Origin of the sequence: Ureibacillus endophyticus (genome assembly GCF_024159215.1) — a bacterium.
GTDB classification, from domain to species: Bacteria; Bacillota; Bacilli; order Bacillales_A; family Planococcaceae; genus Ureibacillus; species Ureibacillus endophyticus.
In genome coordinates, this window is sequence record NZ_JAMYWW010000001.1 from 830,407 (window position 1) to 845,322 (window position 14,916).

General features: G+C 36.7%; 16 protein-coding genes. 11 read left to right on the plus strand and 5 right to left on the minus strand.

All coding sequences use genetic code 11. The features are described from left to right. Positions 1 to 889: 889 nt before the first annotated feature. Entirely contained in the window at positions 890 to 2,359 is a 1,470-nt protein-coding gene (locus NKR20_RS04050; RefSeq protein WP_253423816.1) for an aminotransferase class I/II-fold pyridoxal phosphate-dependent enzyme, read from the minus strand. Positions 2,360 to 2,501: 142 nt separating this feature from the next. Between NKR20_RS04050 and NKR20_RS04055 the strand changes: the two genes are divergently transcribed. Both NKR20_RS04055 and NKR20_RS04060 read left to right on the plus strand, forming a co-directional pair. Next, positions 2,502 to 3,458, plus strand: coding sequence for an NAD(P)H-dependent flavin oxidoreductase (locus NKR20_RS04055; RefSeq protein WP_253423818.1), 957 nt, complete (start codon positions 2,502 to 2,504; stop codon positions 3,456 to 3,458). A gap of 25 nt (positions 3,459 to 3,483) precedes the next feature. After that, a complete protein-coding gene (locus tag NKR20_RS04060; protein WP_253423820.1) occupies positions 3,484 to 3,756 on the plus strand; it encodes a UPF0223 family protein in 273 nt (90 codons plus the stop codon). Positions 3,757 to 4,018: 262 nt separating this feature from the next. On the opposite strand, the gene NKR20_RS04065 is transcribed toward NKR20_RS04060, so the two are convergent. Beyond that, the gene (locus NKR20_RS04065) at positions 4,019 to 4,645 is read right to left on the minus strand and encodes a YktB family protein (protein ID WP_253423823.1); all 627 of its coding nucleotides are present in this window, start codon (positions 4,643 to 4,645) and stop codon (positions 4,019 to 4,021) included. Between the two features lie 117 nt (positions 4,646 to 4,762). Here NKR20_RS04065 and NKR20_RS04070 point away from each other — a divergent pair, with 117 nt between their 5' ends. Together NKR20_RS04070 and NKR20_RS04075 are read left to right on the plus strand one after the other, a co-directional pair. Next, positions 4,763 to 4,960, plus strand: coding sequence for a hypothetical protein (locus NKR20_RS04070; protein ID WP_118874790.1), 198 nt, complete (start codon positions 4,763 to 4,765; stop codon positions 4,958 to 4,960). A 142-nt stretch (positions 4,961 to 5,102) separates the two neighbouring features. Beyond that, positions 5,103 to 5,894, plus strand: a complete 792-nt coding sequence (locus tag NKR20_RS04075) for an inositol monophosphatase family protein (RefSeq protein WP_121214142.1) — start codon at positions 5,103 to 5,105, stop codon at positions 5,892 to 5,894. 115 nt (positions 5,895 to 6,009) lie between these two features. Here NKR20_RS04075 and NKR20_RS04080 read toward each other — a convergent pair whose 3' ends face one another. Beyond that, a complete protein-coding gene (locus tag NKR20_RS04080; RefSeq protein ID WP_121214143.1) occupies positions 6,010 to 6,195 on the minus strand; it encodes a DUF5325 family protein in 186 nt (61 codons plus the stop codon). Positions 6,196 to 6,340: 145 nt separating this feature from the next. Between NKR20_RS04080 and typA the strand changes: the two genes are divergently transcribed. The 5 genes from typA (at position 6,341) to NKR20_RS04105 (ending at position 12,440) form a co-directional block, all read left to right on the plus strand. After that, complete coding sequence (gene typA, locus NKR20_RS04085) at positions 6,341 to 8,185, plus strand: translational GTPase TypA (RefSeq protein WP_121214144.1); 1,845 nt, start codon at positions 6,341 to 6,343, stop codon at positions 8,183 to 8,185. Positions 8,186 to 8,229: 44 nt separating this feature from the next. After that, entirely contained in the window at positions 8,230 to 8,613 is a 384-nt protein-coding gene (locus NKR20_RS04090) for a YlaH-like family protein (RefSeq protein ID WP_121214145.1), read from the plus strand. Between the two features lie 1,276 nt (positions 8,614 to 9,889). Continuing rightward, on the plus strand, positions 9,890 to 10,888 hold the full coding sequence (locus NKR20_RS04095; RefSeq protein WP_121214147.1) for an ABC transporter substrate-binding protein: 999 nt from the start codon (positions 9,890 to 9,892) through the stop codon (positions 10,886 to 10,888). Further along, entirely contained in the window at positions 10,889 to 11,653 is a 765-nt protein-coding gene (locus NKR20_RS04100; protein WP_253423827.1) for an ABC transporter ATP-binding protein, read from the plus strand. It abuts the gene before it with no gap. Next, a complete protein-coding gene (locus NKR20_RS04105) occupies positions 11,646 to 12,440 on the plus strand; it encodes an ABC transporter permease (RefSeq protein WP_121214149.1) in 795 nt (264 codons plus the stop codon). The genes NKR20_RS04100 and NKR20_RS04105 overlap by 8 nt, the downstream gene beginning before the upstream one ends. 60 nt (positions 12,441 to 12,500) lie before the next feature. Here NKR20_RS04105 and NKR20_RS04110 read toward each other — a convergent pair whose 3' ends face one another. Both NKR20_RS04110 and NKR20_RS04115 read right to left on the minus strand, forming a co-directional pair. Then, positions 12,501 to 12,704 (minus strand): YlaI family protein, encoded by a 204-nt coding sequence (locus NKR20_RS04110; protein ID WP_121214150.1) that lies wholly within the window; start codon positions 12,702 to 12,704, stop codon positions 12,501 to 12,503. A gap of 15 nt (positions 12,705 to 12,719) precedes the next feature. Next, positions 12,720 to 13,220, minus strand: coding sequence for a peptidyl-prolyl cis-trans isomerase (locus tag NKR20_RS04115; protein ID WP_121214151.1), 501 nt, complete (start codon positions 13,218 to 13,220; stop codon positions 12,720 to 12,722). 175 nt (positions 13,221 to 13,395) lie between these two features. Here NKR20_RS04115 and NKR20_RS04120 point away from each other — a divergent pair, with 175 nt between their 5' ends. Both NKR20_RS04120 and NKR20_RS04125 read left to right on the plus strand, forming a co-directional pair. Further along, positions 13,396 to 13,677 carry an Fpa/YlaN family protein gene (locus NKR20_RS04120; protein WP_121212864.1) on the plus strand — a complete coding sequence of 94 codons (282 nt, stop codon included), beginning with the start codon at positions 13,396 to 13,398 and terminating at the stop codon, positions 13,675 to 13,677. A 58-nt stretch (positions 13,678 to 13,735) separates the two neighbouring features. Next, complete coding sequence (locus NKR20_RS04125) at positions 13,736 to 14,914, plus strand: FtsW/RodA/SpoVE family cell cycle protein (RefSeq protein WP_253423830.1); 1,179 nt, start codon at positions 13,736 to 13,738, stop codon at positions 14,912 to 14,914. Positions 14,915 to 14,916: the final 2 nt, after the last annotated feature.

Consider the following 14,916-nt stretch of genomic DNA (forward strand, 5'->3'; position numbering starts at 1 on the left):
AGCTTTTAGACAACTTCCAAATCGTCATACAAGGTCAGAAAGTGCATTATTTCCGTTTTCTGTCACGGCTGAACGAACGCGCTCCGCTTTTCTGGATGTCTAGCTCCGCGCGTTAGCCGTTCGGAAACTTCGACTTCCTCCTGCGTGTGTAACCACACTTGTCAGAAGTCTCCAGTTTCTGTCACGGCTAAACGAACGCGCACCGCTTTTCTGGATGTCTAGCTCCGCGCGTTAGCCGTTCGGAAACTTCGACTTCCTCCTGCGTGTGTAACCACACTTGTCAGAAGTCTCCAGTTTCTGTCACGGCTGAACGAACGCGCTCCGCTTTTCTAGATGTCTAGCTCCGCGCGTTAGCCGTTCGGAAACTTCGACTTCCTCCTGCGTGTGTAACCACACTTAACAGAAGTCTCCAGTTTCTGTCACGGCTAAACGAACGCGCACCGCTTTTCTGATGTCTAGTTGCGAACGCTAGCTCCTCGACAACTTCAGAGCTTCCTGCGAGGGCAAAAAGCGCTCTCTTGTCAGCCCTTCCAGTTGTTGTCGGAGCTGGACGAGCGTTCTCCGCTTTTCTTGATGTCTAGCTGCGGCGGCTAGCTGCTCGAAAACTTTAACTCCCTCCTACGCAGCGGGCTGCTTGTCGAGAGTCTCCAGTTTTTTTCGCAGCTGTTCTAGCCGCCTCCGCTTTTCTGATGTCTAGCTCCGCGTGTTAGCTCTTCGGCAACTTCAGAATCGCCTTCGAGGGCAAAAAGCGCCCTCGAAGGCGATTCCTCCAGTTGCTTTCAGAGCTGAACGAACGCGCTCCGCTTTTCTAATTAAAAAGCATTCTAGTTCTTATTTACTAGAATGCTTTATATTTTGATATATGAATTTGATTGGTTTTGTTTAGTCATTAGTATATTGGTTTTCGTTCTTTTATGACACGAATTGTTTTTAAAGACTGGTCTTCAGGGCCTTGTACTGGTAGACCTGCTTCGATATTCATTTTGATATAGTCGATATTCCCTTGATCTATAATTTCCCCGGGAATGAAAATTGGAATTCCTGGAGGATAAACCATAATAAATTCTGCGCAAATATACCCGGCTGCTTCATCGAATGGTATGACTTCTGTACTAGCGTAAAAAGCATCTCTTGGAGACATTGCTAGTGCAGGAATTTCAGGTACATTTACATTTGTTTCTTTCACTGCAGCTTCTGATTCGAAGGCAAGAGACATTCGTTGTAGTGCATTTACCAGTAGATTAATTTCCTTTTTCGTATCACCTAATGTGATTAAACAAAGGATGTTATAAAGGTCTGATAATTCTACTTCGATATTTGCATTGTGCCGTAACCACTCTTCTGCTTGGTGACCAGTAATACCAAGGTCTTTTACACTGATTAGAAGCTTTGTTGGATCCATATCATAAGTTGCTGAGGAATGAAGTTTTTCTCTTCCTGCCACTTTTAAATGTGGAATCTTGTTAATTCGCTTTCTTGCGTCTTTTGCAAGGCGAATGGCATTATCTATTAAATCATATCCATGTACAGCTAATTGACGTCTTGCAGTATCTAGAGACGCTAATAATGGATAGGATGTTGAAGTTGTCGTTAACATAGATAAAACAGATTGGGCACGGTTTACAGAAACTAAGCCTTCACGTACATTCAAAACAGAACTTCCTGTTAGAGAACCACCTAGTTTATGTACGCTCGTTGCAGCCATATCTGCTCCTGCTTCCATTGCTGAAATTGGCATTTCATCATGGAACTTAATATGAACCCCATGTGCCTCATCAACAATAACAGGTATGTTGTGTGAATGGACAATATCTACAATTTGTTTTAAATCTGTAGCAAAACCAAAATAAGTTGGATTAATGACAAGCATTGCCTTTGCATCTGGGTAAGTTTTTAAAGCTTTTTCTACAGATTCTACAGAAATCCCATGAGCAATTCCATATTCTTCATCAACTTCAGGATGAATGAAAATAGGAATAGCACCAGCAAGAACTATTGCAGACATTGTTGATTTATGAACATTCCGTGGTACCAAAATTTTATCACCTGGACCAACGACGGTTAAAATCATCGCCATTATAGCGCCACTAGTACCTTGAACGGAAAAGAATGTATGATCAGCACCAAAGGCTTCAGCTGCTAAATCTTGAGCATGCTTAATCGCGCCTTTTGGAGAGTGTAAGTCGTCTAGTGGAGCAATATTTATTAAATCAATTGATAAAACGTTGTCGCCGACGAACTCACGAAATGCAGGATCCATTCCTTGTCCTTTTTTATGTCCAGGAATATGAAATTGAATAGGATGTCGATTTCGATGTTTGAGTAATACGTCGAACAAAGGAGTCTCTAACTGTGACAACGCAGGTACCACCTCACTTATTTGGAAATTTGAAAACAAAATGAATTATAGCACCTATTGAAGTTTATTACTACATTAAATTAAAGGAAATTTTCTTAAATTAGCGAAAGAAATTAATAGATTCAAAAAAGGGGATGAAATTATGGAATGGAATACAAAAGTAACAGAACTTTTAAATATTAAATACCCAATCATACAGGGTGGGTTAGCATATTTAGCTTACTCAGATTTAGCTTCTGCAGTTTCTAACGCTGGAGGATTAGGGCAGATTACTGCTATGACTTTGAAAACACCAGAGCTTTTAAGAACAGAAATAAAAAAGGTGAGGGAAAAGACAGACAAACCCTTTGGTGTAAACTTTGCGATTGGTTTATATGGTAAAGGGTATGAAGAAATGTTAGACGTAGTAATTGAAGAAAATGTACCGGTTGTTTCAATAACAGGGGGTAACCCAGCACCTGTTATTGATAGGCTGAAGGGAACGAACATAAAAAAGCTTGTTTTAGTAGCGGCAAAGAGACAAGCACAAAAAGCAGAAAGTCTAGGTGCAGATGCGGTTATGGTTGTCGGTCAAGAAGGTGGGGGACATATTGGAAAAGATGATGTCGGCACGATGGTTCTTGTACCGCAAGTAGTAGACAGTGTCTCGATTCCTGTTATTGCTTCGGGAGGAATTGGAGATGGGCGTGGATGGATGGCTGCACATGCACTAGGAGCAGATGGAATCGAAATGGGTACACGCTTTATTGCAACAAAAGAATGTGTTCATGCTTCAGAAGCATATAAAAATGCTTTGATTAATAGCACAGAATTAGATACAACCGTTATTAAACGCTCATTAGGTACTCCAGGACGAGTATTACGTAATGAATTTGCAGAAAAAATATTAGAAATTGAAGAAATATCACCAAATTATGATGCATTAAAAGATTATATAAGTGGTACAGCTAATAAAAAATATATTTATGATGGCGATGAAACTTCAGGCTATGGATGGGCTGGGCAAGTAACGGGAATGATTAATGATATACCTTCTGTTGAAGAGTTGATTAATCGAATGGTTGCAGAAGCGAAAGAAATAAGGATAAAATGGGGTTAGTAAATAAAGGAGCGTAAGTTAAATAATGGAATATTCATATCCGATATTACCAGATTGGTCTACACAAGAAATTGTGGATGTTATTAAATTTTTTGAAGGCATAGAAAATGCTTATGAAAAGGGCATAAAACGAGAAGATATGCTGGCAAGGTATAGACGTTTTAAAGAAATTGTTCCTTCTAAAAGTGAGGAAAGAACGCTATTCCGTGAATTTGAAGAAGTAAGTGGTTATGTCAGCTATCAAGTAATTAAAAAAACAAAAGAATTGGAAAATAGCCAAATCGTTCAAATGAGATAATAATAAAAAAATCGTTTTGCAATGAAAATGCCAGTGCAAAACGATTTTTTATTTACTTTAATAGGAATATTTATTTGTCAAGAATTATTATTAAATAAAAATTGAAAAAACAATAAATTAACAGTAGAAATATGTAATGTTTGGTTGTATTTTGTGCATATTAATTATACAACACACAACTTGGTAGTAAATATTTGAAGCATTACCAAATTGCAAATAATAAATATGCAAAGAAATACAACTAATTTTATAATTTCAACGGTTATTTACCAGTCACTGTTTTATAAATAGGTAATAGCGTTTCAAACGTTTCTTCTGCAAGTAGTAAAAAAGTATCAGATGAAAGCTTAATAGCTTCTTCACGAGGGATGTGACGCCCAACTAGAAATTCTGCTTTTTTAACGTTTCGTAATCGATTTAGCAACTGTTCAAGTTGCCCATCACGCCCAGTTTTTAAAGAAATTGCGTCTTGTGACATATGATCGCCCGAAAGTATAAAATCATCGGGTAGTTCATCAAAAATAGTTATATTCTCTAATAATCGTTCTGCCATTTGAGATTTTTGGGGTACTTCGTAAATAATTGCAAAAATTATGAATAAATGTGTATTCCATAGCCCAATTTGAAAATGAGGAAGCGATTTATATCCACGCTTATATGGAGCAAATGCAACCCAAGAATCTTTAGGTGGATTTACAGTTCTTCTAGCATGTTTAGCAATATGCGGAAAGAATTCATCACCAGTATTCACACTAAAGAAATTTGAAAATTTTTCTCCTAGTATTTGAAATTTTGGTCGAACAATTGTCGATAATGCTTCCATACGTTGTTCTAAGCCGTCTATTTCAAAAACTCCAAAGTCTTTATTAGTCCAGTTTATTGTAGTCATTCAATTTCGCTCCTGTCTTTAGTTTTTATGTTTATTTTAACGGTTTTTTGGGAAAAATTTTGTAACAAACCATTCATGAGACAAAAATTTTTAAAAATGAAAGGGAAGTGAATCATTATGAAACAGATGATTAAAATTATACGTAAAGTTGATATTGAAAAGCAATATGAACAGGTTTTACGTTTAGAACTGGACTATGAACTCGCTTCGTTATATGCTGCAATGCAAGAAAAAGATGAAAAAGAAATGGAAAAGAGTAAAAAACGTCTGAAAGAAATTCAGGATGAATTAGACGGTCTCCACGCATATGTATAAAATTTTCACAATTATTTAAAAAATCACTTGCTCCGATATCGGTTAGCAAGTGATTTTTGTTATAATCTAATAAAAGGTTAACTTTAAACAACTGAAATTTGAATAAAGTGGATCAACGTTTGTTAGTTAAGGTGGGGGAGTAATGGATTTAAAACATGTAGATAAATTTGCAAAGGAAATGATTTTTGAGGCAGGTAGAAGAATTCGTCAATCGTTTTCCTATGATTTAAAAATTGAAACTAAATCTGGAGCAAATGATTTAGTAACAAATGTTGATCGAGAAACAGAACTATTCTTTATTGAAAGTATTAAAGCATTCGATGCAACGCATAAAGTTTTAGGTGAAGAAGGAATGGGTGAGAAAGTTCATTCCCTTGAAGGTCCAGTATGGATTATCGACCCAATCGATGGGACGATGAATTTTGTTAAGCAGCATCGACATTTTTTTATAACAATTGGTTTTTATGTTGATGGCGTAGGAAAGTTAGGTTACATTTTTGATGTGATGAGGGAAGATTTATTTTGTGCAATAGCTGGTGAAGGCGCATGGTATAACGGGTCTCCATTAAGAAAATTACAACCTTTAACAATTGATGAAGCTGTCATAGGTATAAATGCTAGTTGGGTGACACCAAATAAACATATAAATCACGAGAAAATTATTGAATTAGTTCGTACCGTTAGAGGAACACGTTCGTATGGTTCTGCAGCAATGGAGATTGCTTTTGTAGTTAGTGGAAAATTAGATGCATACATATCTATGCGATTAGCACCTTGGGATATCGGTGGGGGAATTGTAATAGCTAAAGAAGTAGGCGCTATTGCAACAAATTTAAATGGACAAGATTGTGATTTATTAAATTCAGATACGTTTATTATCGCAAATCCATACATTCACCATAAAATTGTTGAAGATTATATAGAAGAAAAATAATAAATAAATCCGCAGTTGCTTTGTGAAAGCGACTGCGGATAATTTTATGAATTATAAGAGTAACTTGTGGAATGATAAGCATACAAGTTCATTCTTCCAAAAAAATTTGGGGATTCTACAATAAACCCTGATCCCTGAATTTACGCTTCATTTTAAAGCCTGTCATCATAACAACACATAACGCAACAATTCCTATTAGTATAGCAACAATTGATTTAATGGCAATTGCATACCCGATTGAAACCATTGATAACATTGCAGCTAATGCAAAGATGAACATAACCATTTTTGCTTTATTCATGAGATGGTGCCTCCTTTATATATGTCGAAAAATCATAAACTTTTACGATTATTGTTGAATTGTAAATATATGAAAAAGACATTAGTCTCTTCTTGTGCTATAATAACACAGTTAATCTTATGAAAAAAGAATATGGAGTGGAATAATGACAAAGTTACGCGAAGATTTACGAAATATCGCAATTATCGCCCACGTTGACCATGGGAAAACGACATTAGTTGACCAATTGTTAAAACAATCAGGTACTTTTCGTTCAAATGAACATGTAGAAGAACGTGCAATGGATTCAAATGATATAGAACGTGAACGCGGGATTACAATCCTTGCGAAAAATACAGCTGTAAATTACAACGGTACACGTATCAACATCTTAGATACACCTGGACATGCTGACTTCGGTGGAGAAGTTGAACGTATTTTAAAAATGGTTGATGGTGTTTTATTAGTCGTTGACGCATATGAAGGTTGTATGCCTCAAACTCGTTTCGTATTGAAAAAAGCACTAGAGCAAAAGTTAACACCAATTGTTGTTGTAAACAAAGTGGATAAAGACTCAGCTCGTCCTGAAGAAGTAGTTGACGAAGTTCTTGATTTATTAATTGAATTAGGTGCAGACGAAGACCAATTAGAATTCCCAGTTGTTTATGCTTCTGGTGTAAATGGTACGGCATCACTTGATCCAGATCCATCTAAACAAGAAGAAAATATGCAATGTCTATTCGAAAAAATTATTGAAGCAATTCCAGCACCACAAGATACACGTGAAGAGCCATTACAATTCCAAGTGGCATTACTTGATTACAATGACTTCGTTGGTCGTATCGGTATTGGACGTGTATTCCGCGGTAAAATTCATGTAGGGCAACAAGTAGCATTAATGAAACTTGATGGATCTGTGAAAAACTTCCGTGTTACGAAATTATTTGGTTTCTTCGGTTTAAAACGTGAAGAAATTCAAGAAGCATACTCAGGTGATTTAGTTGCAGTATCTGGTATGGAAGAAATCAATGTTGGTGAAACAGTTTGTCCAGTTGACCATCAAGAAGCATTAACTCCTTTACGTATTGATGAACCTACATTACAAATGACATTCTTAGTAAATAATTCACCTTTTGCTGGTCGTGAAGGGAAATGGATTACTTCTAGAAAAATTGAAGAACGTCTTCGCGCACAATTGCAAACAGACGTTTCATTACGTGTAGATGATACTGATTCTCCAGATGCTTGGATTGTATCTGGTCGTGGAGAACTTCATTTATCTATTTTAATCGAAAACATGCGTCGTGAAGGTTACGAATTACAAGTATCAAAACCACAAGTTATTATTCGTGAAATCGATGGTGTAAAATGCGAACCAATTGAGCGTGTACAAATCGATGTACCAGAAGAATCAGTTGGATCTGTTATTGAATCTTTAGGTAACCGTAAAGGTGAAATGTTAGACATGATCAACGAAGGTAATGGACAAGTTCGTTTAATCTTTATGGTTCCTGCACGTGGTTTAATTGGGTATACAACAGAATTCATGTCATTAACAAAAGGTTTCGGTATTATTAACCATACTTTCGATTCTTATCAACCTGTAGTAGCAGGTCGAGTTGGTGGACGTCACCAAGGTGCTTTAGTATCGATGGAAACTGGTAAAGCTTCTACTTATGGTATGATGCAAATTGAAGACCGTGGTACACTATTTGTTGAGCCAGGTACTGAAATTTATGAAGGTATGATCGTTGGTGAAAATAACCGTGATAACGATATTACGGTAAATATTACAAAAACGAAGCAAAAAACTAACGTACGTTCAGCAACAAAAGACCAAACAACGGTTATTAAACGTCCACGAATTTTAACGCTGGAAGAAGCTCTTGAGTTCTTAGATGACGATGAGTATTTAGAAGTAACTCCAGAATCAATTCGTTTACGTAAACAAATTTTAGATAAAAATGAACGTGAAAAAATGGCTAAGAAAAAGAAATACGCTGAACAGTAATTGCAAGAGTTTTTGTGGGGAAATGATGAAAGGTGTTGTGGAAGATGAACTTGTATAGCACATTAAACTTTATTCTAGCATCTGTACCTACAAACACGAAGGAAAATGAACTTGTATTCGGGCGAATGGCAGGTATCACTCGATATTTATACGAAAATTTACCAAGCTACGAGGCTGCGGGCTATGTTGTGTTTTTTTTAGTGTTTGTTTTATCTGCAATTGTTTATAAACTAGGTTTTGCCAAAAATGATTTAACACTAGTAAAAAATATTATTATTTATATTTTCCTATTTGTAGGATGTATTGTCTTAACATTTTTAGCTTTATTCCTTCCAATGATAGAAGGGCTAATCGTTGCTGCATTAATCTTAATTATTTATAAAACAAGATTATGGCGAGAAAAACGAGAAGAAAAAAGCGCTAGCTAATGATTAACCGATCTCATTTATTTGAGGTCGGTTTTTTTGTGTATTTAAAACTTCTGAACTAATATATATCCTATTTGTTACTTAGACTCTGAAACAGACGCCTCCGCTTTTCTGATGTCCAGCGACGAACGCTAGCTCCTCGACAACTTCAGAATTGCCTTAAAGGGCAAAAAGCGCCCTTTTGACGATTCCTCCAGTTGTTGTCGGAGCTGGGCGAGCGTTCTCCGCTTTTCTAGGTTGTCCAGTTCCGGCGGCTAGGCTCTCGCGACGCTTCAACTTCTCCTACGAAGGCAAAGGGCGCCTTCTTGTCGAAGTTTCCAGCGCGTGTCGAGCCTGTACGAGCCGCCTCCGCTTTTCTAGATGTCTAGCTCCGCGCATTAGCCGTTCGGAAACTTCGACTCCTTCTTGCCCATGTAAGCATGCTTCTTCAGAAGTCTCCAGTTTCTTTCACGGCTGAACGAACGCGCTCCGCTTTTCTGATGTCCAGCTGCGAACGCTAGCTCCTCAACAACTTCAGAATCGCCTTCAAGGGCAAAAAGCGCCCTTTTGACGATTCCTCCAGTTGTTGTCGGAGCTGGTCGAGCGTTCTCCGCTTTTCTAAGTTGTCCAGTTCCGGCGGCTAGGCTCTCGCGACGCTTCAACTTCTCCTACGAAGGCAAAGAGCGCCTTCTTGTCGAAGTTTCCAGCGCGTGTCGAGCCTGTACGAGCCGCCTCAGCTTTTCTAGATGTCTAGCTCCGCGTATTAGCCGTTCGGAAACTTCGACTCCTTCTTGCGCATGTAAGCATGCTTCTTCAGAAGTCTCCAGTTTCTTTCACGGCTGAACGAACGCGCTCCGCTTTTCTGATGTCCAGCTGCGAACGCTAGCTCCTCAACAACTTCAGAATCGCCTTCAAGGGCAAAAAGCGCCCTTTTGACGATTCCTCCAGTTGTTGTCGGAGCTGGTCGAGCGTTCTCCGCTTTTCTAGTTGTCTAGCTCCGCGCGTTAGCCGTTCGGAAACTTCGACTTCCTCCTGCGTGTGCGAGCACACTTGTCAGAAGTCTCCAGTTTTTTCACGGCTGAACGAACGCGCTCCGCTTTTCTGATGTCCAGCTGCGAACGCTAGCTCCTCGACAACTTCAGAATCGCCTTCAAGGGCAAAAAGCGCCCTTTTGACGATTCCTCCAGTTGTTGTCGGAGCTGGGCGAGCGTTCTCCGCTTTTCTAGGTATTCACACATTTTTTTACATGTGCATACTCTACTCTAGATGAAAAAAGTACGAATTAAGGAGGATAGGAATGAAGAAGTGGGTGAAGTCTAGTTTTTTATTGGTATTGGCTTGTTTTAGTGTGATTTTACTTGCTGCATGTAGTGATAAAGAGGAGCTTCAAGATGTAAAAGTTGGTGAGGTAACTCGTTCAATTTTCTATGCCCCTCAATATGTAGCAATTACACAAGGCTTCTTTGAGGAAGAAGGCTTAAATGTTGAATTGTCTACGATTGCTGGTGGGGATAAAACGATGACGGCGCTTCTTTCAGATGGCATAGATATTGCCCTTGTTGGTTCTGAAACATCTATTTATGTTTCTGCCCAAGGTGCAAATGACCCGATAAAGAACTTTGCTCAGTTAACACAAACAGATGGAACGTTCTTAGTTTCCCGCGAAAAAATTGATAATTTCACTTGGGATATGTTAAAAGGTTCCACATTCCTTGGTCAACGAAAAGGCGGAATGCCGCAAATGGCTGGTGAATTTGTTCTAAAAAAACATGGAATTAATCCACAAGAAGACTTAGAACTAATACAAAATATTGATTTTGCTAATATTTCGACTGCCTTTGCTTCAGGAACAGGAGATTATGTGCAGTTATTCGAACCAACAGCTAGTATTTTTGAAAAAGAAGGTATAGGACATATTATTGCATCATTTGGAGAAGAATCCGGCCATGTACCTTATACAGTATTTATGGCGAAAGATAGTTATATAAAAGAGAATGATGAAGTGATTGAGAAGTTCACACGAGCTATCCACAAAGCACAAGATTTTGTCTATGAAAAATCTGCTGAAGAAGTAGCAGAAGCCATTGCACCTTTCTTTGAAGATACGGATATTGAATTAATTGCAACGGTTGTTGAAAGATATCGTTCTCAGGAATCTTATGCAAAAGACCCAATTTTAGATGAAGAAGAGTGGAACAACTTACAAGATATTATGGATGAAGCAGGAGAACTACCAAAACGTATGGATTACGATGAATTAGTAAATACATCTTTTGCAGAGAAGGTTTCAAAATAAATGGACTTTCTAACTGTTAGCAACGTACACCATACGTATTTCTCAAAAGAAGCAGCAACAGAAGCTTTACAAGATATTAATTTATCAATTAGAAAAGGTGAATTTGTTTCATTTATTGGACCAAGTGGATGTGGAAAAACAACGCTACTTTCAATCATTGCTGGTTTGTTTGAGCCAACATTAGGTACGGTTAAAATTGAGGGGCAGGATGTTTTCGGAAATGATGAGCTATCAATTGGTTACATGCTTCAACAGGATTACCTTTTTCCATGGAAAACTATAGAGGAAAATATAACTTTGGGATTAAAGCTTGTTAAGAAAGAGAAAGAAAATCCATCAATTGCTTCAAAGTTATTAAAAGACGTTGGATTACCACCCGTTGAAAAAAAATATCCTAGAGAATTGTCGGGCGGTATGAGACAACGGGTTGCGTTGGCAAGGACTCTTGCCGTTGATCCAAAGATTTTATTACTTGATGAACCGTTCTCTGCACTTGATTATCAATCAAAATTAAAATTAGAAGATTTAGTATCTGAAATGTTGAAAGAATATAACAAAACAGCTATTTTAGTAACCCATGATATTGGGGAGGCGATAGCTATGAGCGATCGTATTTTCTTGTTTTCTCCAAGACCCGGAAGATTATATAGAACGTTTGAAGTACCAGATGAACTAAGAGTTTTAACTCCTTTTGAAGCTCGTGGACATTCGACTTATTCATCGCTTTTCCAGCTTATTTGGAAGGAGCTAGAAAGCCTTGAATAATAATAAATTACATCAACAATTTATTCAGTCACTTGTCAGAGAAAAAAGATGGGTTCGATTTTATCAATTAATAATTTTAATTGCATTTTTCTCAATATGGGAAATTGCTTCAAGTAATCGATGGATTGACCCTTTAATTTTCAGTTCACCTTCAAAAGTGTATTCTTTATTTATTAAAAATATTTCTGATGGTACTTTATTTACACACATAAGCTATACATTATTTGAAACAGTGCTAGGTTTTATTATCGGTACTTTGCTTGGAACAATTTTGGCTGCAATCCTTTGGTGGTCGCCGTTTTTATCAAAGGTACTCGATCCATATTTGGTAATATTAAATGCAATGCCTAAAGTAGCATTAGGTCCGATATTAATTGTTGCCATTGGTCCCGGTTTGGGGTCAATCATTACAATGGGTGCCATCATATCTGTAATTATTTCAACAATCGTAATATATACATCTTTTAAAAACGTAGATGCCAACTACTTGAAAGTGTTACAAACGTTTAATGCTACGCGCCTACAAATGTTTAAAGAAGCCATTTTACCTGCATCTTTCCCAACAATCATTTCAACATTAAAGGTTAATGTAGGGTTATCCTGGGTTGGGGTAATCGTAGGAGAGTTTCTTGTTTCATCAAAAGGGCTTGGTTATTTAATCATTTATGGTTTCCAAGTATTTAACTTCAATTTAGTATTAATGTCACTACTGATCATAGCGGTATTTGCAACCATTATGTATCAATTAGTTGAGTTACTGGAGAAAAAATTAATAAAAAACGAATAAGATAAGAAAATCCTTGAACTTTTATTTAAAAAGTTCAAGGATTTTTATGTTTATGCGACTTTAAAAATCTTCATCAATCGGTGAAGATGTTCGAAACAATCGAAAATTTCCAGTAGCTAAACGCTGTTCGGTTTTTATTGTGATTCTTTCTCGACATGGTTCACACATATATGTATGAATTGGACGATTTCGAAGTTTTTTTGCTAATGGAGAGTTGTCATCTAAATCATTTACTGTATCACATATGACACATTTTACTCGCATCCAAACTCCTCCAATCTATTCAACTCGAATAGCAGCTACATTTTTAATTGGATTTTCAACATTAGAGCCATCAGCGAAAAGTACGTGGACTGGCCCTCCATCAGTAATAGGTTTACCATCTTGACTATATTTAAAAATAAGGGTATTTGCTTCTTCAATTGAGAAAGCATGTTCCTTACCATCTTTTAGTTCTAAGACAACACGCTCTGCATCTGCCTTAATTTCAGCATTTTTTAAAAAGTGTTTAATCTCCATGCCGAATGTACCTGTTTTCATTCCTTGGCGATCGAATTTACGCTCTGTTTTTAACGTTGGAGGGAATGTAGCCCCTTCCATAATTTCACGTGACCAGTGAGCTCCAGCCTTTTTTAAGTAATCTAGATCTTCATCAACCTCTTCTTTTTGGCTGGTAAAATATGTGTTTAAATCTAATCGGCGGTCATCAAAAATCCATACAGTAGGATCGATTGTAATAGAATATTTAACTAATCCTTTAATAGGTATAATATTTTCCATTTTATTGCTCCCCCTAATCTATATACAAAATATAGTATACCGCTTATTGTTATATTTAATAAAGAAATATAATCAAGTTTGGTGTTTTCAAATGTATAGACTTGCAATTTTAATCACTAAAAGATAAACTTTACTAAGATAGAATAGAAGAAATTCAAATGATGGGGGCGTCCTCATGGATACGAAAAATCAAGCTTCCTACCAGGAAAAAGCTTTAGAGTTACTGTTATCGGATGCAGATAAAATTGCACGTTTAATAAAAGTACAAATGGATCATTTAACAATGCCATCTTGTCCTTTATATGAAGAAGTATTAGATACTCAAATGTTTGGCTTGTCACGGGAAATCGATTTTGCTGTAAAATTAGGTTTACTTGACCGTGAACGTGGGAAAGAGATTCTTGATACGTTAGAGAAAGAACTTTCTTTGTTACATGAAGCATACACAAACAAATAATAAAAAACTCAAACGCGTATGGCGATTTGAGTTTTTTTTCTAAAATGGAGTTTTTAAAATGAGAAAATATTTAGCCTATTATGTAAGAAATTTTGATTACCCGTTATTTTTCACTTATGTATTTTTATGTATTTTTGGATTAGTAATGATTTATAGTGCGAGTATAATCGTTAGTTTTAATGAAGATGGTACAGCAGATTATTACTTCCGAAAACAATTAACAAATCTAATAGTAGCTTCTATTTTCTTTATTGCGGGTGCATTTTTCCCATATAAACATTTTAGTAGTAAAAATTTAATGAAGACTCTACTCTTTGTTACCTTGTTCTTATTCATTTGGTTATTGATTGATGGTTACGAAGCAGGTGGTGCTAGAAGTTGGATTAATGTGTTTGGTATCACAATGTTTCAGCCTTCTGAATTTGCTAAACTTTTCATTATTATCTATTTTGCAGGTGCCTTTTACCGTAAAAGTTTAAATAATCCAATGGAAAACCTAGAACCAAATAACATTGTATATCCAATAATCGTATGGCTAATAATTGTCTCATTTATCGCTACTGAAACCGATTTAGGAGCAATGATTATTATTTCTGGAATTGCGGTTGCAGTTATTGCGGCGAGTGGTATACACATTAAAAAATTTATGAAGTTTCTATCAGTACTTGTTTTTTTTGGAGCAGCAATCATAGGAGCTGCGATATTGATTAAGGGTGATGATTTTTTAACACCAAACCGAATTGGTAGGATTAAGGCATTTTTAAATCCTTTTGAATATGAGACTGGTTCAAGTTACCAAATTGTTAATGGGTATATTGCAATTGGATCAGGTGGACTTGAAGGTGTGGGTTTAGGACAATCCATCCAAAAGTTGGGCTATTTACCAGAACCTCAAAATGACTTTATTATGGCAATCATTGCTGAGGAATTAGGTATATTAGGTGTCATTATTGTTTTAGGTGGCTTAGGATTTATTGTTTTCAGAGGATTAATGATTGCTCTTAAAACAAAGGATCCTCTTGCTAGAATGCTAGCTTCAGGAATTGCTAGTTGGATTGCAATTCAAACGTTTGTAAACATAGGGGGATTATCGGGACTTATCCCGTTAACCGGTGTTACGCTTCCTTTTATTAGTTATGGCGGAACATCTATATTATTTTTATCCATTGCTATGGGAATATTAATCAATATTTCTATGTATGTAAAACTAGAGCAGAGGAAAATCAAGGGGGACTAGTG